18 protein-coding genes are annotated in these 22618 nt (G+C 37.5%); 2 read left to right on the top strand and 16 right to left on the bottom strand.

Annotation, left to right across the window (positions count from 1 at the left end; all coding sequences use genetic code 11):
* The first annotated feature begins 100 nt into the window (after positions 1-100).
* Both istA and istB read left to right on the top strand, forming a co-directional pair.
* Positions 101-1645, top strand: coding sequence for an IS21 family transposase (gene istA, locus LV704_RS14095; RefSeq protein WP_163424037.1), 1545 nt, complete (start codon positions 101-103; stop codon positions 1643-1645).
* 32 nt (positions 1646-1677) lie between these two features.
* Positions 1678-2409 (top strand): IS21-like element helper ATPase IstB, encoded by a 732-nt coding sequence (istB, locus tag LV704_RS14090; RefSeq protein ID WP_163424036.1) that lies wholly within the window; start codon positions 1678-1680, stop codon positions 2407-2409.
* Between the two features lie 52 nt (positions 2410-2461).
* Here the strand turns inward: istB and LV704_RS14085 are convergent, their stop codons facing one another.
* From LV704_RS14085 to LV704_RS14010, 16 genes are all read right to left on the bottom strand, one after another.
* Entirely contained in the window at positions 2462-2848 is a 387-nt protein-coding gene (locus LV704_RS14085) for an RteC domain-containing protein (protein WP_233782049.1), read from the bottom strand.
* A 74-nt stretch (positions 2849-2922) separates the two neighbouring features.
* A complete protein-coding gene (locus LV704_RS14080) occupies positions 2923-4068 on the bottom strand; it encodes a Pycsar system effector family protein (protein WP_163424034.1) in 1146 nt (381 codons plus the stop codon).
* Positions 4069-4138: 70 nt separating this feature from the next.
* A complete protein-coding gene (locus tag LV704_RS14075) occupies positions 4139-7648 on the bottom strand; it encodes a metallophosphatase (protein ID WP_163424033.1) in 3510 nt (1169 codons plus the stop codon).
* Between the two features lie 188 nt (positions 7649-7836).
* Complete coding sequence (locus tag LV704_RS14070; RefSeq protein ID WP_163424032.1) at positions 7837-9057, bottom strand: adenylate/guanylate cyclase domain-containing protein; 1221 nt, start codon at positions 9055-9057, stop codon at positions 7837-7839.
* A 312-nt stretch (positions 9058-9369) separates the two neighbouring features.
* Entirely contained in the window at positions 9370-10584 is a 1215-nt protein-coding gene (locus LV704_RS14065; RefSeq protein WP_163424031.1) for an MBL fold metallo-hydrolase, read from the bottom strand.
* Positions 10585-10589: 5 nt separating this feature from the next.
* The gene (locus LV704_RS14060) at positions 10590-11039 is read right to left on the bottom strand and encodes a hypothetical protein (protein WP_163424030.1); all 450 of its coding nucleotides are present in this window, start codon (positions 11037-11039) and stop codon (positions 10590-10592) included.
* A gap of 55 nt (positions 11040-11094) precedes the next feature.
* Entirely contained in the window at positions 11095-11550 is a 456-nt protein-coding gene (locus LV704_RS14055) for a DUF1569 domain-containing protein (RefSeq protein WP_163424029.1), read from the bottom strand.
* Between the two features lie 9 nt (positions 11551-11559).
* The gene (locus LV704_RS14050; RefSeq protein ID WP_163424028.1) at positions 11560-12030 is read right to left on the bottom strand and encodes a nuclear transport factor 2 family protein; all 471 of its coding nucleotides are present in this window, start codon (positions 12028-12030) and stop codon (positions 11560-11562) included.
* A complete protein-coding gene (locus LV704_RS14045; protein WP_163424027.1) occupies positions 12030-12719 on the bottom strand; it encodes an ion channel in 690 nt (229 codons plus the stop codon). The genes LV704_RS14050 and LV704_RS14045 overlap by 1 nt, the downstream gene beginning before the upstream one ends.
* A 20-nt stretch (positions 12720-12739) precedes the next feature.
* Positions 12740-15853 carry an efflux RND transporter permease subunit gene (locus LV704_RS14040; RefSeq protein WP_163424026.1) on the bottom strand — a complete coding sequence of 1038 codons (3114 nt, stop codon included), beginning with the start codon at positions 15851-15853 and terminating at the stop codon, positions 12740-12742.
* 101 nt (positions 15854-15954) lie between these two features.
* A complete protein-coding gene (locus LV704_RS14035) occupies positions 15955-17040 on the bottom strand; it encodes an efflux RND transporter periplasmic adaptor subunit (RefSeq protein WP_163424025.1) in 1086 nt (361 codons plus the stop codon).
* Positions 17041-17060: 20 nt separating this feature from the next.
* Positions 17061-19406, bottom strand: a complete 2346-nt coding sequence (locus LV704_RS14030; protein WP_163424024.1) for a TolC family protein — start codon at positions 19404-19406, stop codon at positions 17061-17063.
* Positions 19407-19446: 40 nt separating this feature from the next.
* On the bottom strand, positions 19447-20376 hold the full coding sequence (locus tag LV704_RS14025) for an alpha/beta hydrolase fold domain-containing protein (RefSeq protein ID WP_163424023.1): 930 nt from the start codon (positions 20374-20376) through the stop codon (positions 19447-19449).
* Complete coding sequence (locus LV704_RS14020) at positions 20376-21296, bottom strand: alpha/beta hydrolase (RefSeq protein WP_163424022.1); 921 nt, start codon at positions 21294-21296, stop codon at positions 20376-20378. The genes LV704_RS14025 and LV704_RS14020 overlap by 1 nt, the downstream gene beginning before the upstream one ends.
* A gap of 15 nt (positions 21297-21311) precedes the next feature.
* Complete coding sequence (locus LV704_RS14015) at positions 21312-21782, bottom strand: hypothetical protein (protein ID WP_163424021.1); 471 nt, start codon at positions 21780-21782, stop codon at positions 21312-21314.
* 28 nt (positions 21783-21810) lie between these two features.
* Complete coding sequence (locus LV704_RS14010; protein ID WP_163424020.1) at positions 21811-22596, bottom strand: enoyl-CoA hydratase/isomerase family protein; 786 nt, start codon at positions 22594-22596, stop codon at positions 21811-21813.
* Between the last annotated feature and the right edge of the window lie 22 nt (positions 22597-22618).

Raw genomic sequence — 22618 nt, 5'->3', positions numbered from 1 at the left:
CCGGGCGGGTTAAAGTGAGCCACACCGGGCGGACGAAAGTGAACCACTAAAAAATCGATTCTATTTGTGGGTTACCATCGGTTCTTTTGTAAAAAAGACGATGGCAAACAAACAGATAGATATGCGCAAGGCAAAACAGATTTTCAAATTGTACGGCGAGGGCGCGAGCAAACGGGGCATCAGCAAGCAGCTGGGCCTCTCCCGCAATACCGTAACCAAGTACATCGACTTCTTCAAGCGGTACAAGCTGACCTCCTATGAGGTGTCCGCAATGACCCTGGAGGAGATCCACAGGCTTTTCCGGTCGGACCAAAAGCCCAAGAGCGAACAATTGAAGACCCTCGAGAAGTACTTTCCCTATTTTGACAGGGAATTACGCAGGACGGGTGTTACCAAGCAATTGTTATGGGAGGAATATTACGAGAAGCACCCGGACGGCTTCAAGCTCTCACAGTTCAGGTACTGGTATCGGGAATGGACAAAGGAAGTCTCCCCCGTAATGCACTTTACCCACAAAGCGGGCGACAAGCTATTCATAGATTTTACGGGGAAAAAGCTTGTTATCGTAGATAGACATACGGGGGAGCTACAAGAACTGGAAGTCTACGTATGCGTATTGGGAAGTAGCCAATATACCTATGTCGAGGCCTGTACAAGCCAAAAACTGGAAGACTTCATGCGCTGTACCGAGAACGCCCTTTGGTTTTACGGCGGGGTTCCCCGAGCAATGGTTACGGACAACCTAAAATCGGCAGTTACCAAGAGCAGTCGTTACGAGCCCAAGGTCAACGAGACATTTGCCGATTTCGCCGAACACTACGAAACGGCCGTACTTCCCACAAGGGCTTACAGGCCAAGGGACAAGGCCATCGTAGAGAATGCCGTCCGGATCATCTACACCAGGGTCTTTGCGCCGTTGCGCAACCAGGCCTTCCATTCCGTAACCGAAATCAACAAGGCCATATCGGAACTACTGAAAACACACAATGACAGGTCGTTCAGGGGAAGGGAGTACTCCCGGTACTCGTTGTTCAAGGAAGTGGAACGGCAAGAACTCAAGCCCCTTCCATTGAAGCGGTACGAGATAAGATTCTACGCAAAGGGCACCGTACACAAGAACAGCCACATCTACCTTGGCAAGGACAAGCATTATTACAGCGTACCCTATCGGCACATCGGCAAGCAGATCAAGATCGTCTACACCCATAGCTTCGTCGAGATATACCACAGGCACGAACGCCTTGCCGCCCATACAAGGAAAAGGCAGAAGTACGGGTATACCACCATGGCGGAGCATATGCCATCGCACCATCGGTTCGTCAGCGAATGGAGCAGCGAGAAGTTCATCGCTTGGGCAGGGCATATCGGCGACCATTGCAAGGGATACATCATCGGGATACTCGACAAGAAACAACATCCCGAACAGTCCTATAAGTCCTGTCTGGGCATACTCCACTTGGCCAAGAAAGTAGGAAACCGGCGCTTGGACAATGCCTGCAGGCGCGCATCCGACTATGGGGCATACAATTACAAAATGGTAGAGCGTATCCTGAAAAAGGGGTGGGACGTCCTTGAAGACGACCCACTGGACAACACCGAGGTGCCCGACCATGAAAACATCAGGGGAGGGAACTATTACAAATAATAATCGCTTAACAATAATTAAAAACAAGCATCATGAACGAACAGACATTGGAACAAATGAAACAGTTAAGGCTCCACGGAATGATTAGGGCCTTCAACACCAGCCTCTCGTCCCAGAGCATCGATTACACCAACGATGAACTACTGGCCTACCTTATGCAGTCCGAATGGGACGATAGGCAGAACCGCAAGATAGAACGCCTGACCAAGGCGGCCAGGTTCAGGTACAGTGCCGTAATGGAAGCGATCAACTACACTCCCGAAAGGAACATCGACAAGAACCAGGTGCAACGTTTTGCGTCCTGCGAGTTCATCGGCAGAAAAGAGAACATCCTCATTACGGGGAGCACGGGCGTGGGCAAAAGCTATATGGCCTCCGCCATAGGCCATCAGGCCTGCTCGATGGGCAGCAAGGTCATGTACTTCAATACCGCAAAGCTCTTTACCACGCTAAAGACATCAAAGGCCGACGGTTCATATCTAAAACTGATAGGCAAGCTCGAAAAACAGGACCTGCTGATACTGGACGACTTTGGCCTGAAACCCTTGGACAATATAAACAGGCACTCCTTTATGGAAATAATAGAGGACAGGCACGGAAAACGATCGACGATAATAGCTTCCCAACTGCCCGTAGAGGCATGGCATGAGATAATTGGGGAAAAGACCATTGCGGACGCAATCCTCGATCGCTTGGTGCATACCGCACATAGGATAGGCATAAAAGGGGAATCAATGAGAAAAAAACTAAGGAATAATCATTAATTTTAACACACGAATGAATCGATTTTAAGTACTTCGTTTACACTGCTCACTTTCATCCGCTGTGGGCGGTATACTTTGGCCGCCCTATCCAATAAAACTCCAAATTATCATTAAAGTAATCCTGAAGTTTGCCTATATGCTTATTTAAGTATTTGACCTGAGATTTGTTACTACTTCTGGGTCTTTTACTTTCTACATTAAATAGTTTTACGTAATAAATAAGTTTGCTGTATACCTTGGGTTTAATACTCTTAAAGAACTCTATTTCATCATCATTACTTAGCTTTTTAAGCTTAATGAATATAGACTTCATCTGCATTAAAGCCTGCTTACATTTTAGAATACAACTTTCACTAACCAGAAGAACATCAATTAATTTTAATTCTGTTTCCTCCAGTTCTTTGTTAAGCTCATTTATTATTTTTTCAAAATTTTTCAAAGCAACTACCGATAAAAATATCCACAAACCAATTATGGATTATCGGTTTATTTTTTAATGTTTTCTTTTCGTTATTAAACGGCGGTTTTAAGCATGTAAGCAAATGAGGAAACAGAAATCAACAAACCGAATAGAAAAATGTTATAGGTAATACGCAATAGGTAATATTTTTTATAAAGTACTTTACCTAAAAAATACAAATCTGTTATCATTGAATCATAGAGGTATTTCTTATCGTTCATCATCTCGTTCATTCCCCATTTAAAATCATCCAAAGAAACGTGATGAAAATTACCAAAGAATAAGAGATTTACTTTTCTTTTATTAATATCTTCCCTAGTAAATGTACCCTCAGTAACTTTAGGCCGAGTAGAAAGAATGGAAAAAATAATCGCCACAATGCTTGAGCTTACAAGAACTACCGTTGGAAATATGAGATATCCATTTGAAGGATTGTCCAATTTTGGAACCAAGACTGAAAGGGCTACAGATATGATAATGGCATTTACTGATAGTAAGATGTTAGCTTTTGCATCTGCAATATCGCTTAATTTCATGTGATTCTTTAGGGCAACTCTAAAGGCTGTTTCAATTCCTTTTTCGGGTTTTTCGTCATTAGTTTCTTTTCTGTTGATTTTATCTTTTTCTTTCAATACTTTGAATAGATTCTGCTCTTTTAAAGCTTGCCAATTCTTTTTTGCGTATGGAGAATAGAATTTATGGGAATTAAAAAAAGAAATATTCCCCTCCAACCAATCTGACATTGATATTTCTGTATTTGCGATTTGACTTCTTTCACGTCTTAGCAAATCAGAATATTCTAGAAAATTCTTTCGGATAAAATGACCATAATCCGCATCTTTTATAATCTGTTCTGAAAGTGTTTTTGGCTCACTTTCAATTTTTGTTGCTAAAATCAACGTCTTAATTTTCTTTATGCCATCAATAGGGTATTCGTTTTTCTTTAAAAAATCTTCGCAGATTTTTGTACTAAGTTCTTCATGGTTTTCAGGACTAACGGTATAACCAACATCGTGAAAGTATGCGGCTAATTTAAGTTGCTCCAATTCTATTTCAGAAAAACCTTCTTCCGCTGTTAATACATCGCAAAAATCTACAAGTTGTAACGTGTGATTGTAATTATGAAAAAGATATTTATTGTTACTATCGTTAAAAAGGTTAAATACAAATTGTTCAGATTTGGCAAGTAAGGTTTCCATAGATTTTTGTTGTTTAATAATTTAGTGCTATTAGTGGTTACTTTAAGCAAAAGTGATTTTGTCTTTCCACTTAGAATGCTAACCCTAGGACAAAGAGCATTCGACCACCATCTGAGCTATTGTAATAAGCAATATTGGCAGTTATTGCACCTACACCACTTACCCAAAGGGCACCTCCTACATTATTATGCCATAAGCCAGAAGTATCATTATCTATCCAGACTCTGCCATAATCAAAACTACCCGTAACGCCGAATCGAATCGGAATAATACTTGTTCTCGTTCCCCCAAGAGGTATTCTTAAATCTATATTCTGATAAAATGACCTTTTACCGGTAAAACGATTATTTCTAAACCCTCTAAGACCATTGTCACCACCCAGTTGGGCAGCATGGTAAAACTCAAAATTATCCCCCAGGATAATTTTGCTGCCAATTTTAGTAGCCAGAATTACAGAACCTCTTTTTGTCAGCCTATGATTAAGGGCGATTTCCGGGAGTAGGTAGCCAAAACTATTTTTAACCGTCATGTTTCCAACACTGGTCTTATATCCTAAAGTAAAATCAAAATCCAATCCTAAAGTTGGGAAGCCTTTGTTGTCCTTATTTTCAAATTTGTACGTTGCTTCTGCACCAGCATAGGTTTGCTCTTCAAAAACGGAATCGCTTTCGGGAAAGCTACCTATAAAACGTTGTTCTGTATTCTCGACATCAAAATATTCGATCAATGACTTAATTTGAAATGCGCCTCCGTCCCTTCCCCTGTGAATAAGAGAAATTGCAGCGTTCCACCTTTTAATTCGCACCCGATTGAAATCAAAATCCACCAAATCTTTATCATATATAGTTTCATTTCCAAAACCGAAAAAATTGGATGCATAAGAGGGGCTGTTATAGAGCCCTTCTAAGCCAAAGTTCCACTTATGAAAAATGTTTGAAAACTCCCCTTTATAGATTAGATTGACTCCAGAAGTACTCGTGTAATAAGATGCACCTAATGTATGTCTTTGAGTAAATGGATTGCGCTGCAATCCATGAAAAACATGATTGGTCAAAACACCTATTCGAAGACCGTCATCTGGGTTAACAGCAATTATAGGTACTGTTTGATCAAAGTTGTATTTGACCTTTCGGTGGTCATAATTATTAATGTTGTAATCATCAACAAGCCATTTTTTTGAGCGTTTGTTTACAATAGTATTGTTCTTGCTTTTATAATCATACAACTTCACTTTTTCTGTATTGATGAAATTATAGGTGTCGTTTTTCTTTCCGCCTATTATTTTCAACTTTATCAATTTGTCCCCCTTTCCTTCAACGGTAAATGTATCATTGCCATCTAGGCCATAAATCCAGATTTCTTTGGTTATATCTTGTGAGAATGTTCTTTTGAGTATGGCCAGGTCTTTCCTTTGGATTTGTATTGAGGTCTTCCCATCGGGAAGCCTAGTAATTTTGAATTGGTCATCTTTTTGAGTACCGGTTACCACTTCAAATCTATTTAGGTAATCATAATATTCCTTTGTGATTTTTAATAGGTTTCCACGTCTTCCCTTCAACTTCGATTTAATGTCCTCAATAGTTTCTCCCCTTATTTCATTTGGAATGGCCTCAAAAGCTTTTTCAATTATACTATCAGTAATGTTTCCTTGGATGTATTTTGTTTGTTTTTCCCATTCTGCCCAATCAGAGCTATTGATAAGTGTGATATCCAAATGGTATGGTGAGGAGGCAAACCATTTCACACTCCTTAAATCATCTCCAAAAGTCTGCATTTTACGAAGTCCTGGAATGATTCTAGTTAAAACTGAAATTAAGACGCCATCATACCTAGAAAACGCCTGGTCTCTATCTCGGGGGATTGGTTTGTAATATTTGGTACCGTCATTATTTTTGTATTCGCCCCAACGCCATTGATCTTCATGTCTATCCCAGTCCCCTAATAACATATCAAATATTCTTGCCCTGATATACGAAGGCTCGTCCACTATCGTTTTTCCCGATTTATGGATTTTTTGTAAAATATCTGCTGTGCTCAGAATCTTATCAGGTTTGCCAAAACTTTTTGTTTCTATTTGAGTTTTCCCAACATGTTCTTCAATCATATAAAGTTCATCCCCAAATTCATCATTAAAAACACCTAAAGCTTCTTGTTTTGGAACGTAAAATAACTTTGGATTGGTGTGTGCAACATCGACCGCATCTGACAAACCACCTATTGCAAATGGGGTATATGGGTGCGAGGTAGTATAAAAATCAAACAAAATTTTATCGATAACAGTCCCGTCCAAGGCATTTCCAATATAAACTTCTTGGAAAGCATTGGCCTGTAGAAACCTAGTAGTGCTCTTTTTTAAGGCTCTCATTACAAACTGTTTCCCATTTTTATCTTCCAATCGTAATGATTTCGATTGTTGACCCCCTCCGCGTTTTAAAGGCGAAACACCTCCCATAAGCGTATCCAGCAAAACTACTTGAGCGTTTACATCCTTACCGTAAAATTCTCGATAATGATTTCCCCATAACATCCTATAAAACCCATTCTTATTAGTTGCATCTTTGGTATAAATCGAGGCCAACTTGGTTTTTGGAAAAGTATCCTTCAATTCATAATTGATTTTCTCATTTTTTTTATCACCTTTAAAAATGGTTTTCTGAAAAATCGTATTGGACACTCCGTCTTTTGTAGCAAAAAAATATACCGTCGCATTTCCATCTGTATCGATATCCAACCTAGAATAACCATTTTTGGAAGAAGTAAAGTTACCTTCATCGGCTTTCTTCACTTTTTCAGTTTTACCGGCTGCTCCACTGATTATTTGTGTCACTTTCTGATTAAGATATTGAAGGTTTCTATCATTACCGGAAACAAAAATGACATTTTCAGTTTTTTGAGCAACGGTCTTTAACCTATTTCTAAGCTTACGAAATTGCTTATTTTCAAAATCTTGGACGGAGGTCCCACCTGTTTTCGCAATGAAGTTCTGCCTTGTCTTGGTTAGAATAGGGTGATGTATCGCAACTATCTTTATTTTACCTTGGGCCTTTTTTATTTGGTTTTCAAACTCCAAAAAGAATAGGGTTCTGTTCTTTATTTCTGAATCGTCGTTGATATAGATGTGTTTGTTCCAATCCTCTAAAAACCATTGAGAGTCTACAGTAATCAATACAATATTTTCGCTCAAATCACGACTTTTGATAGGCTCATTATTACCTGGATAAAATTTGGCCTGACTAGTTTTTTGAATATACTTTTCGACACCTTCTACACCATTAAACCCATGTTTTGACCACTCTTGGCTTCCTGGTATAAAAATCACGTTATCTTCAAAACTCTCGATTAGTTTGAGCTGTCTTTCAATTGAATTTTTAATTTCATTTTTCGGCGCTGCATTCCCCAGTACCAAGAGCATATGATTTTCAATTTTCTCTGCATCGCTGGCGATTTGAGCAAGCACTGCCGTATTGGAAGTGTCCCATGTATTCGCTGTTATGAAAATAGACTTTTCAATTTCTTGGGCATGGCTAAAAACTACAAATAGTAGAAGGAAAAATTTAAGGCATTTCTTTTGTTGATTCATTTTTTTATTATGGCTTGTTTGGTATTTAAATTTTTTAGAGCGGTATTAGAACCAACCTCTTATTAGTGAATTTTTAAGTTTTGCCTCATATTACATATAGTATGGCCGCATCTTCTATTTTCAATTAATTTCCGAGGTTAATCTCCATTAAAAAATCTGGTATGGTTACTTAATAGAGCGTACCCAATTTACTTTTCGATGTCTTCAGAAACATCATAAATCATTATTGGTTCTTTAAATCCTTTCATCTTGGTTCTTATATTTCCAATTGGTTTCACTTTATCTGCAATTAGTTTATAGAGCGTTTCGGATATTAAAACTTGGCCAGGTACAGTTAATGATTCTATTCTTGCAGCAATGTTTATATTTTCACCTACGACACCATATTTCATTCTGCGTTTAGATCCAATGTTTCCTACTACTAAGTTTCCGCTATTTATGCCCACACCCATTTCTAATGCGGGAAGCCCTTTAATTTTTAACTTACCATTTACTTTTTTTAGACCCCTTTGCATTTCTCGTGCACATTCTACCGCTTTAAGTGCAGAATTGTCAACATTCTTGATAGCTCCAAAAACCACTAATATTCCATCGCCAAGAATCTCATTGATATATCCATCATGTTTGTGAATAACATCTATCATTTCTTCAAAGTAAATATTAAGTATTTGGACAATTGTTTGTGCATTATACTGTTCAGATAGAGGAGAAAAACCCCTTAAATCACTTATCAATACCGTTACGTCTCTTTCTTCTCCACCCAGTTGAGTTTCCTTTTTATTCTGAAGTACTTTTTCTAATAGCGAAGGACTCATATACTGCCCAAAAAGCTCTGTATGAAATCGATTGGACTCATACAATTCTCCGTTTAAAACTTCCAATTTCTTCTTAGATTCATGAATTTCCTTTTGGAGGCTCGCCATTTTATTCAGCCGAATCATATCGTTCAATAGTTTGCCAATCATTTTAAAAATGCTTAACTCATCTTCCGCAAGTTTTCTAGGAACAGTGTCTGAAATACATAAAGAGCCAATATTCTTGCCTATTTGGGTAGATAAGGGATACCCTGCATAAAATCTTATTTTAGGCTCGTTGACGACCATTGGATTATCAAAAAACCTTTCATCTTTATGGGTGTCCTCAATTACTAATAGCTCATTCTGTAAAATAGTATGGCCGCAAAATGAAGATGACCTATCTGACGAATTGAAGTTCAATCCGCAAGAAGCATGAATGTTTTGCTTGTCAGTCTCTATTGACGAAATATATGCGATGGGTACTCTTATACTTTTAGACAATATGGACACAATTCCATCAAGCTGTTCTTTTTTTTCGGAATCCGATAAGTTTAAAGAGATTAAATCTTCTATTCTTTCTTCTTCATTCTTCGGAATCTCTGGTGCTATCATTTATAAATAAATTTAATCTGTTGCCCTTTTTGAACTTCCTTTGCTAAACCAAACTGACCATCTTTGGTATAATCAATTTCAACCTAAAGCATCTTCGTTGAGACAACGCACATTTTACTTTTGTTTATATTTTTTCTATATCAATGGACTTGCCTCCCTGGGTTTACAGCCCACTCAAATATGTCTATTTTGACTGCCTACATTTGAAATTGAACCTTATATCAATATATCCTCGGCAGATACTATCTTATTTAATTTTTTTGCTTTATTAGGCATCAGGAGTAGATCGCGGAAAACAATTACATTTCGCCTTTACTCAGTTCCACAATCTATTGCAATACCCAATTGACCAAGTTCTGAAATAGCTTGCCCTATTGTAACAGGTTTTCCATGACCAGGTATAATCGTAAATGGTTGCTGAGATTTGCAATCACTATCAATAAGTTCAAATTTTCTCAACGCTTTAAACAAAGATTCTGGGCCTCCATATGCCATGGTAAAGCCGAACCCCGCATTGTATAAATCCGCTTCGTAAAGAAAAATTTGATTGTCCTTTTCGACTTTGGTAATGAGCATATCCGAAGCATGGGGATTATCCGAAACATGATAAACGGTAATATATACGTTACCATCCGACAATGTCCATTTATCGTTATAATCAACTTCGGTAACTGTTGGGGAAACCGATGAGCTAGACATCTCATCTGGTCGGATAGTTGATTCTGCTTTCAAAACATTCTCCCACCAATCACCGGTACCTTTCCCTATAATTAATTCCGAGCCTAATGAAACAACAGCGCGAACCCCAGAAGCATGGTCAACATGATGATGGCTCTGGATGAGATGTGTAATGGCCTTGTCCGGAAAGTTTTTCTGCACGATTTTTAAAAGCTCTTTGGATACATCCTCAGATGTGTGCGCTTCTATCACTACCACACCTTTTTCATATTCAACAATCATCCCACCTAAATGATTTGAAGAATTGTCTCTAACTTCATATATTCCAGAAGCTAATTTGGTTGCCTCCAAAGAGACTTCCTCAATATAATATAGTCCAGCGATTTCAAAAAATTCGTCATGAATATGGTGTGTTCTTAATCCTTTATTATAGGCTGTTGAATCCTTTGTAAGCCCATCAACTTTTTTAGGAAAAGCAAAATAACCTTCTTCCAGCTCGGGATTTTCCACAACAGATTCATGCAACTGGTGTAACAACTTATTCCCAGAAACGGCTATATCTACCTGCATTGGAAACCGTACAGATTCCGCTTTCTTCCAGTTCTTATAAGTTGCACGCAATACGATATCACGAAGAATCATATGGTTCGTTTTGGTTTCGAGTTTGGAAATGGTTCCATTCTTGTTATTTATATAAAGCTTTATAGGAGACACGTCGTCGCTTATAATTAAAACATCGTAAATAGTATCTTTTTCCCTGACTGTTTCGGAAAATGTAATTGTTCTCTCATTCTTGAGGACTTCTCTCAAAAGAAACTGAGGGTTCATGAGGGTCATTATTTTTTCCATACTTGCTACGGTTTCAGAAGGCAAAGCTCCACCAGGTAGTCCAAGTGGGTGGGCTCCATCAGAAGTTGCCCCGTTCCTTTTTTGGTAACTACCCTATAACGCTGCTCTGGAAATCCATGTTCCGGGACATAAGTAAATTTTCGGATAGCATCGGTTCTTATTGCCCCATTATCAATTTGTACCGTGTATTTTTTACTATAAGTACTCGTTTCTTTGACGTGATCTGGGGCTAAACCCATAAAGGATGCATAAGAAGATCCTATTGTGGAAATTTGAAACCTATTGAGTGACAACAGAGCATCCCGCCCCCCAACCGCACTTAATGCTTTCTCAAGAATAATACTAGTTTTATTTTCGCTATTATTTTTACACCCACTGAACATTATTGTTCCTAGCAATATCAAAGAAAGAAGGAGTGTGTTTTTTCTGACCATTTTATTTCGTATAATGTTCATATTATTATATGATTTTTGACTTGTTGGCAACTCAATTGAAGAAGTTCGGGTAAAATCAACATCCGAATTGCTTAAGGTGGTGATCTAGGTGTTTCCATATTAACCTGCCCCACCTTTTTTTATCAAGGGGACCAAAAAAAGGATGCGGTTCCAATTTCATTCTACCCTGTACTATTTCCAATAATTCAAGTAACGACTCCTGTTCCGACTTAAAATCATCAACCGGAGCACAGTTTTCCAGCATGTTCATCTTTGAAGGTGTTGGCATACCTCTCATCCAGGGTAACACAAAAAGAAATAACCAAATACCCATTGAAGTTCTCATTATTGGAGAGCCTTCATTACCTGTATGTTGAATTATACCTAGACCCAACTTTAGCTGGATGGAACAATGTTCAAGCATTTGATTAACATCCATGTTTCCCCATTGCCTCTGACTATCTGGACATAATTTTGTAATCCGGTTCACTATGACTTTATAATCAGACAGATTATATATATTTGAACTCATATTTTTATTTTAGAATACACCATCATTATTACGAATTGCACCACCTGTAATAAGTGTAAAAAGTCTAGACATAAAATCTAATGGTTGTATTGAATCCCAGTGTTCGACAATTTTACCATCAGATATTTTCCAAATATCTATCACATTCAGACCTTTCTTTTCATTACCTCTATGATTTGCTTTTACTGTTAAATGTGAATGGAAAATCACAAAGTCCCCGTCGAGATAAACATGTTTGGGGTCAAGAAAAAATTCAGGAAAACGACTTGCCATTTTCCTATTTAGATTTACTATATTTTCAATGCCACTAGGTACGGATCTGTTATGTTGTACATAGGGATGGTCACGATATGTTGCTATGACCTGATCAAATTCATGGTTCAAAATACCTTGAACAAAATCCGTAACCACTTCTAATTTAAGCCGCTCTTCGATGGTCCAGTGGGCTTGGTAGAATTTTTTGAAATCTATTTTATTCATTATTTTATTATTTTAAAATTATCGTCTGAAGTATTTTGCTGTATATATTTACCGACTATGATGGCTGTGATAATTACCATATAAAACTGCCCCATCAATCCGACTAATATTGCAGCTTTTTGAGCGATTGCAATAGTGGGTACAATTTCCCCATATCCAATGGTAAGTAATGTTATAAAGGAATAGTACATAATACTATCAGCTGTAGAAGCGAAATCTTCTCCTTGTAATAAGACTCCTTGAAATGCTCCTGTATTGAGCAGTTCAATGGACATGAATAAGAAAAATGCCAAAAATCCAAGTGAAATATATCCACTTACAAGGCCTATGATTACATTTTTATTTACATCTTTTGCATACCAAATTTGTTTAATAATACTTACTGTTACTGTAAGGCAAAACAAGAAATATATTGATAACCTTATTAGTATGGTATCAACACCTTCTGTTCGCGAGACCATTGATGAACCAAAAATGAAAAGTGATATAGTAAAGAGTAATATGAAAAACCACATCAATTTTCTCTGCTTGGAAATCAGTAATATACCGCCCAATATATTCATCAAAAAAAGTATGGGCTGAACCGTATATTCAAAAGTCCTGTATCCAAATAGAAGAGACCCAAACAATATTGCAAGCTGTGTTGCTAGAAAAAATTCAAATCTATTTTTATATATGGCCTGAGTCATTTTTCTTTAATCGCTCTTTTTTATTCTTCTAATAAATCATCATTAAAAACATACCCACTATAGTTCAGTTTAAAGAGAATGCTATAAAAAGATGGAATGAATATTAATGTTATTACTGTCCCAAAAAGCAGTCCGATCATTATACTCACGGCCATACCTTCCCACATTTCTCCGCCACTTATGTACAAAGGAATGAGGCCTAATACAGTAGTGAAAGTCGCCAATAGAATTGGTCTAAATCGCTGCAAACAAGCCGTAATTACTGAATCATGTTCACTTCTCCCCAGGTCATTTTGTTCCACTTCCATCCGGTCTACTAGAACAATAGCATTGTTGATGACTATTCCAGCCAAAGAAATAACTCCCAAAAAAGGCATGAAACCAAAGGGCTCTTGAAATATCAATAAACCAATAACCACTCCTATAATGGCCAGAGGTATTGTTAAAACCACCATTGCCATTTTTCTCACGGAGTTAAATTGTATAATCAGTAATAAAATGATTATGAAACCTGAAACAGGTAGATATCCGATGACAGATCCCATATTATCTGCGGTTCGTTCGGCATCTCCCCCAAACTTATAAGTATAACCTTCTTCCCAAGTTTTCACTTGCTCTTCCATCCAAGGTGTTATTTCCAGTGTTACTGCGTTAGCATTAGCCCCTTCTCGTAATTCGCAGCTAATATTAACCGTTCTAATAATATCCAACCTTTTAATTTTTGCATATTGCCATGATGGAATAATAGATGCAACTTGTAACAACGGAATGCTTTTACCTGAAGCTTGGGTATAAATATTTAAAGTTTCGAGAGAAGCAAGTGTTTGTTGCTGATTGGCATCACTTCTCATCACAATGGGTATGGACTTGTCCTGCTCTCTATAACTTCCAGTTTCAAAGCCATCAAGGACAGTAAGTAAAGATGCTGCAATATCCTGACTAGTGACTCCAGCTCTCTGCGCTCTATTTTGATCAATCTTTATCAAGAATTTTTTGCTTTTTGGGCCCCAGTCATCCTTCACGTTCTTAGTTCCTTGAATACTTGACAATTTTATTTTTATCTTTTCAGCTAGGGATGACAGAACATCTGGGTCATTCCCCGATACTTTAATCTCAATCGGAGCACCTCCTTCTCCTGCGGGTAATGGATAAACTTTAATATCTGCATTTGGAAAATTGTTAAAGGTGTAGGCATCAAGTTTTGCGATTAGGCCATTGTTTTGCGTAAATGAAGAAGTAGTAATGAGCATATGACCATAGTTGGAATTTGGCTCATCTGGTGTATATCCCAAATCATAAGATTCTGGACCTTCACCTATAAAAGATGACCAGCCCAATATACCTGCATTTCGTTGTTGATTTACTTTTAAGGAATCTATAATGTAATCTTCGATTTGGGCTATTACTGATTCGGTACTCTCAATTTTTGTTCCTTCTGGCAAATTCACATCAATAGTGAAGAGATTACGATCACTGTCTGGGAAAAATATAAAAGGTATAGAGCCAAAACCATATAAGGAGATAATCAAGGCGGCAAAGATTCCGATAATAACTTTTACCTTATGCCTTAATGCAATTAAAATGATTCGTTTATAATTATATTTCATAGTATTGATAGTCTTATCTATAATGCTCTCCTTTTTTTCTTGCTTTGGAACCACTTTAAAAAACAGATAGCAAAACATGGTTATTACGGTCAAGGCTATTAACCACGAAGATGCAAGTGCAATACTTATGACCACAAATATGGGCCCCACAATATCTCCCATTGTGGTCGGAGACAGATAAAATGCAAGGAAAGCTGCTGAAGTTGTTAATGTGGAAATAAGTAAAGGCATCCATAGTTCAGAAAATGCTTGAATGGCCGCCTCTTTTTTAGCAATTCCCTGCTCCAATTTCACCATAATGGTTTCAGCAACTACGATAGCATTGTCCACGAGCATGCCCAATGCCATAATCAAGGCCGCTAAGGTTACTTGATTAAGGCCCAAATTGAGAACCCCCATAACCATAAGTGTGGCAATAGTCACAATAGGAACTAATGCTGCGATAATGACTCCAGTTCGAACTCCTAAAAAAATTAGCATTACAATCAATACAATACTGATTGATTGCAGTAAATTGATCATAAAATCATTAATCTTAAAATCAATATATTCATCAATAGAAGAAACACGTTGCAATTCCAGACCAACGGGTAAACGTTCCTGCCATTTTGCAATCAGTCTATCGACTTCCTGGCCTAATGCAACAACATTCTTATTCTCTTTAAGGTTAATATGTAATGTAACAGCATCTTTTCCATTGACTTTCACTATTTGAGTTGGCGGGTCTATATATCCTTTACGAATAGTGGTAATATCTCCTAATTTGATAAGTTGAGTACCGTTGCCAACTGCAATAAACATTTCCTTGATATCTTCAATAGAATCAAAATTTCCAGTTGGTTCTAAAATGATTCTTTCCTCACCAATGTTGATTTGTCCTCCTGAATTTAATATGTTGGTTGATGATATGAATTGTTGCAATCGAGAAGCTGACAAACCGTATTCCTTTAATCTTGCGTTATCAAACTCAACAAAAACACGTTCGTCCTGTACACCTCCTAATTCTACCTTTGCGGCATCTGGGAGTTTAATAAATTCGTCTTTAATATCGTCGGCATATTCTTTCATCTCCTTATATGAAAAACCATCGGAGGTCAACCCTACGACAATACCATAAACATCGCCTATACCATCATCGTCCAATCTGGGAAGAACACCGTCTGGCAAACCTTCAATTACGTTTAACTTTCTCCGCAGACGATCCCAAACAGCTTGTAATTGCTCAGGAGTTACTTCATCTTTCAATGTCACAGAAACCACAGACAAACCTGTTCTTGAAGTACTTTTAATTTCGTCCAATTCCGGTAATTCTTGCGCTTTTTTTTCAATCTTATCTGTAACCAATTGCTCAACTCGTTCTGGACTGGCACCTGGGAATACACTAACAACATTTGCTACTCTTACTGTATAAGGTGGCATACTATCTCTTGAAAGACTGAAATACATGATTACACCTAAAACGAGTATGGTCACTAAAACCATGAATGTGATTCTATTTTTGTCGATTGAAAATTTCGCTAGATTCATGTTCTTTTTGCTGGTTATTGGTTGTCAATTTTTTTGAGAGTACTGAAGACTATATATCTTTTGAGATAAACTCCAATCCTCATTAGTTAGTAGTATCGGAGTTATAATTTCACCTTTTGTCCATCGAGTAAAGTCTGTAATCCAGCAGTAGCTATTTTTTGACCATAAGACAATCCACTTTTCACTTGAAACCCTTCATTGTCTAAATCACCAATAGTAATGGGTTGCTTTTTTATAATAGCCTCTCCTGAATTCTCTTCAATTAAATACACAAACCTTCCATTACTATCTTCACCTACTGCATTGGTAGGCACCACTAAAATTTTGTTATCTGTATTTTTAACTTCTTCAAAATTGAATGCAACATTAGCTGCCATACCACTCTTGATTTCCTTACTTGGATTAATTACTGTTACACGAACGGGATAAGTAGCGGTATTAACGTCTACGGCCGGTGAAACCTCGGTGACCCTTGCCTTAAATTGTAAATTAGGCAAGGAAGAAAAATCCACACTTACTTCCATAGACTCTCTAACACCATTAATAGAGCTTTCAGGTATTCCCAGAACAATCTCCATGTCAGTACCAGAATTTAGGGTTGCAATCGTTTGACCAGGGTTTACATTTTCATCGATCTCTGAATAGATTGCTGAAATAACACCATCTTCTGGTACGAAAATGTACCCATATTGTACCTGTTCTTTTTGTATTTCTACACCTCTCTTTGCTGAATTATAGCTTTCCTGTGCTGTTTTAAAGGCATTTTTGGCAGATTCGAAATCGCTTAGAGAAGTACTGCCCTTTTCATATAAGACTCTTACTCGATTTAAATTGAGCTTTGCAGTGTTCATTTGGGACTCGGCACTGTTTAGCTGTGTAATGGCCTGTTCATAGGACAATCTGGATTGTACATTGTCCAATCTTGCTAATTGTTGTCCTTTTTCGACCTTTTGACCTAATCTAATGTCGAACTCTGTAATAATTCCTGTATTTCGAAAACTCAGGTTTATAATCTTGTCCGTCTCAGCTGTACCGCTATATGTTCTTATTTTATCACCTCCCAAATAACCAACTTCTTGGTATTTAACTGGTCTTAGAAAAACTTCTTCTTTCTTTTTCTCTTCAGAACAAGAAGTCGACAAACCTCCTGTAATTATTATTAACATCAGAGCAATATGATTTTTCATGCTTGTACTTTTATTTTGATTTAGTTGTTATTTCTGAATTCTAGGAATCGTTGTCTGAACTTAGTATTCTCCTCTTCACTATTTAAAAGGAAGTAATATCCCAGTGCGCGTTCCAATCGAAGTGCACTTATTAAAAAATTATATACAGCAGTTGTTCTAGAAAGCTGAGCATTCAAATAATTGGTCTGCGCATCTAGCAGTTGAATTATGGTTACAGAACCATTTGAATATGCTGTTTGGGTAAGGTCAAGAGCATCGGCAGCTGCGTCTTCTGAAACTTGTGAAAGCTCAATATTAGAATATTGGTTAAGAAGGCTAAGTATATTAGTCCTTACGGCTGCAGACAAGTTCAACTCAAAGTTTTCCTTATTTATGGTGAGCTGTTCTTTTTGAATAATGGCAGTTTGCCTATTTATATTATTTTGATTTTGATTGAAAATAGGAATGGATACATTAGCCCCAACATTATAATAATCATCTAATTGGGCAAAACCTGGTTGCACAAATGAACTACCTTCACCGCTTCTGCTAAAAACCCTATTGTAATTTGCTTGTAGCGATACCGTAGGCAAAAACCTTCCGTTGCTATATAGTCTTTCAGAGCGTTCCGTGGCTTCTATGCTAAATTCAAGAGATTTTATCTCAGGTGCATTTTTTTTGGCCTCTGCTATCAAGAACAAGGTAAATGTCTCTCGTAATTGGGGGTCATCTAATATTTCTGTTAACTCCTCATAATTGTACTCTTGAAATACTCCTTTGTCCAGCTCTGCATCTTTAATATCAATTTCCGTTTCGGTTGGGTTATTTAAAATTTGATTTAATAGCACATATCCCTGGTCCAATTGGTTTACAGCTTCTACTAAAGCCTGAGTGTTTTGTGCCATTTCACTTTTAAAGCGCAATACATCAGATTTACCAGATTGACCTGCTGCATAGTTTTCTTCTGCTATTTGAAGATTTCTTTTGGTGAGATTAAGGTTTCTTAACTGGATTTGAGCATTTGCTTTAGAAGAAAGTGTATTAAAATATGAATTGGAGACATCGAAAATAGCATCTAGTTGTGCTGAATTCAGATTCTGTATCTGTGCTTGTAGAAGCTTTTTTTGTATGCTAATATTAGCATTGGTTGCTTCAGAAAAAACAATTTGATTTAATCCGATGTTTCCGCTGGTAGAGAATTCTGGGTTTTGTCCGAACGATTGGGCTGCTAAATCAGGGTCTACATAAAATGCTCCAGCCGATACACTAAGGTTGGGCAAATAATTGCTATTTGCAGATTTAACATCCTGTTGTCCAAGAGCTATTTTTTTTTCTTGAGAATTTAGCGAAAGGTTCTTTTTTAAAACCTGCTCAATAGCAGTCAGAAGATTATATTCTTTTTCACTAAGGGAATTCACAAAGTCACCTACAAAATCAGTTGAACTTATCAGACTGTATTTAATCGGGACACTAACTTTTTCAGCAGTATTATAATTTATTGTCAGTCTAGTATTGGATTCTAACATAACCGGTAAATCAGACAATGACATACCGTTTACATAGGATTCAATACTTAGTGCTATTCTCCTTAATAGTTTATCTATTTGGCCATCTTCTTGGTTTGTGGCAAAAAGACCATTTACAACATCTGCCTTGCTTGTGGTAGTAAAAGAAGGCAGCTTATTTTCAATAAATATCTGGGCAAGTTCAGCTACCTCTTTTGAGTTTAAAAAAAAACCGCCAGCTAAATAAACGGCATCAACATCATTTAGATTTCGCCCAATATCATCTATTGATTCATATGGAATCAACTTGTACGAGGCATTTAATTCTTTTAAGTTGTGGTCAAAAGTTTCTTTCAAGGGAAGCACTTGCGCTATTTCCTTTTCTATGACAATGCCTACTTTCTTGAAATTTGTTAGTTCCTTGAATTTTTTTAAGTCTTGTAAATATGACACTGTCTGAATTAGGTAAGTAAAATTTTCTACACCTGAGTTTTCCCTGTTAGTGTTGACATCTACAAGATCAATGTTAACGGCGCCAAAAAGAAGGGTAGGCTTTGAATACGTTTCCTGATTGCTTATAACAATATTATTAATTGCTCCAAAGGCCAATATGATGTCAATGCCCTCATTTTCAAGTAACTGATTATAATTTCTTTGGGCTAGTTCTAAACTATAGTTGTTAGTTAAATAACTGCCTGGAGGGAAGTTGATAGTGGCATCTTCCCCAACTACCGCAATTATTTCTTTTCTTAGATTATCCCTAATAGGTTGAATTTCTTCAGTGCTAATGTCCAAAAGAACACCTATGTTGTATATTTTCTTTTGACTATATATACTCTCAGAGGATATTATAAAAATTACAATTATTAATAGTTTTTTCATTTTCGATTAGTTGGTTTCGTTTATCCGAAAAATGGATTATTCACTTCATATATTCCTTTAAAAATGTTAAAGCAGAGGATTCAAATTTTTCAGCCATTTCACTTTTAGGAATGAACAATTCAAAGGCATGGGGAACTCCTTTCACATAATAACTTTGGCATACCACACCTTCGTTCCTCAATCTTTCGGCATATGTTGCGTATTCGTTCGCAAATAAGTCTAGCTCACAATGTCCTATCCAAGTTGGAGGCAACCCTTTTAGACTATTTCTTCTTGCAGCGGCTGCATATTTCGGTATGTTTACATCCCCAGGATGATGATTTCCTAAATAGGCATCCCATGCCATAAAATTTGCTTTGTTATTCCAAAGGAAATGATTGATTCTGTCCAAAGAGTGATCTATTGCTGTCCTATCATCCAGCATGGGATAGAATAAGCATTGGGCCTGAGGTTGAACGCCTCCAGAATCCAATATCCTTTGTGCAAGTGCTGCAGCTATTCCGCCACCTGCACTATTACCTGCAATGGCAAGTTTGTTATCATTATAACCTCTTCTTATTGAATTACCAACCAACCAGTTCCAAGCTTCGAAACAATCATCTAAATCGGCTGGAAATGGATTTTCAGGTGAAAGTCGGTACTTTGGAGCTATTACCTCCATGCATAACTCGTTGACGACTTTAGTGGCGATTCCATTAAGATGTTCTGGTTTTCCAGCTAAATGGCCACCTCCAAATATCCACAAAACCGCACCTTTCGGCTTTAGTTGCTCCGGTGAGAAAATCTGTATTTCAACCCCGTTAATAATTTCAGTTGAAACAACCACGCCTTTACCCAATTCAGTGCGGGCTCCTATATTATACATCACTTTTGAAATAGGTAATAGCAATTTTCTGTGCCATGGAATTCTAGGGGTTCGAAGAACAACCTTACGGATTTCTGGATGTAACATTTTGGAATCCATCTTCATTAAAGGTGTTTTAGAAACCAATCCAGCGCCAATTGACTTCCTCTTTCAAATCCATCGAAATAGATTCCATAATGATTGATATCTGGTAATATCTCATAATATGTCTCAATGCCTTTTTCCTTTAGCTTTTTGTGAGCCGCCTCTCCGTTTTCCTTGGTATTAAACATTTCTTCATTAGCAGCATCTATTATTAATGTAGGAATGTCGATACTCTTAACATATTCTTCTGGTCTATGCTGTAACATTCTTGCGTAATGTGGAGTTCCATAATTTGGTGTATTTTCAAAGGGGAATGCATCCGTCCCTTGAGGTATTCCCGGTGCTTCTCCACGCGCAACTTGTATAGCTCTCTTCTTGAAAATCGGGAACAATCCCTTAGGCCTAAATAGCATTGGTACTTGCAGGGAAAGAACTTTTATACGTTCGTCCGTTGAGGCAAGGCCTGCTGCAATGCCTCCGCCATAACTAGAACCCCAAAGCCCTATTCTTTCGGCATCAACGTTAGGTTCACCTTCAAGATAATCCACAACTGAACGCATATTTTGAATCCAGTCTATAGGATCAACTAATTCTCGGACCATTTTAACTTTCATATAGCCCTCTTCATTTTCATCAAATTCGGGCATCTCTTCTGCTGGAATTAACATTCCTTGCGAACCTTTCCATGAGTTAAGGGTAAAACAAACCACAATCATACCCGAAGCAGCAAATTTTGCTGCGTACCGCTCTGCGGTATGCTTATCTCCACCTAACCCATGAGAGGCAACAATAGCAGGTAATTTCTGGTTAACGGCAACATTTTTTGGTACATATATATCCGCGTCTAAAGCTACACCTAGACTCCAAACAGTAATTTTTTGCTGTTTAACGTTTTCAGGTAAAACTAAGGGTGGAAACTCTTCAGATTTTAATTTTGTCATTCTTATAGTATTGAATTATGACCATGCTCCATCCAGCGTATCATTGTCTTTTTCAACTTTGGTGTTTCTAGCTTGTATACTAAAGACTTTCCATCCTTCATCTGTACGACCAACTTCAAAATGGGCGGCAAATCGTTGTATTTCCGTTTCATCCGCTGCTCTCCTTGACCATATTACTTCAATTGCTCCACCATTCTGATTGTAAACTTTTATAATTTGTTCCGGCACATGTGTATGGGTATAACCATTTGCTTTTAGTTCCTTGTGCTGCATTACAAGAAAGTCAACAACCTGTTGTCCTTCATGCAACCAACCTGACATTGAGGGTTCGTCAGCGGTAACGAAAAGAGGCATTCCCCAGTATTTTAGTATAAATTCTGGACCTTCGTCTATTTCGCCTGAGCCAACTCCGACCCAATTGTTGAAATAGGTAATAAAAAACCAATCGTGAAGTTCTTTTTCGATTGCCGATACATCTACATTCATTGTTTTATAGTTTTAATTAATAATTTGATTACTTGCCCTTAAAAGGAAATTTGGGTCGTGCTTTACCTTCTTTTAAAGCATGAATTGCAGAGGCTATGGCTCCTTGTGCATCATTGCTCAACATTATTTTTCCTGCAATCTCTGGCATTAATTTATCAGCGGCTTCCACGCCTGAATCAGACCATTTACGAAGTAGTCTTTTATGATCTGCATGAGCTAATGTAGAAGTGGAAACAAGTTTTTCTACCCATTCTTCAGCTCTTTTATATAATATATCTTCAGGTACTGCTTCATTGATCAATCCAATTCTCTCGGCATAATCCGCATCGATTAATTCACAGGTTAATGCCCATTGCATGGCTCGTGTCCGCCCTATACGATCTGCTACTCTTTGAACACCTCCCAGCAAAGTAAAAAGCCCTATGGATGCTTCTGGATGTCCAAACTTTGCATTCTTTGCAGCCAAGATTACATCGGTCCTAAGGACAAGTTCAAAACCGCCACCCAAACAATTTCCTTGTATTGCTGATATGACTGGAATGGGTAAATTTTCAAGAGTGTTTGTGGTTTTGAGTGTTTTAGCAAGTAGGCCATTGATTTCTTCTTCTGTCATGCTTGTCCATGGAAGGATATCCCCACCGAAACTAAAATTATCACCAGTAGCTTTTAGATATACTACGCGCGTGTCGTTTCGTCTCATAATGTCATTTAACGCCTCATCAAGTTGGTTTAATAAATCGTCCACCAAACGATTTTGCGGTGGATTGTTTATTTCTATAGTAGCAATGCCATTGGTGTTCGAATATTCAATCATTTTATAAACTTTTGTTGGTACA

The organism is Flagellimonas sp. CMM7 (assembly GCF_021390195.1).
GTDB lineage: Bacteria > Bacteroidota > Bacteroidia > Flavobacteriales > Flavobacteriaceae > Flagellimonas.
Note: the sequence above shows the minus strand (reverse complement) of the source record. Positions and strands in the feature narration are given on the sequence as shown.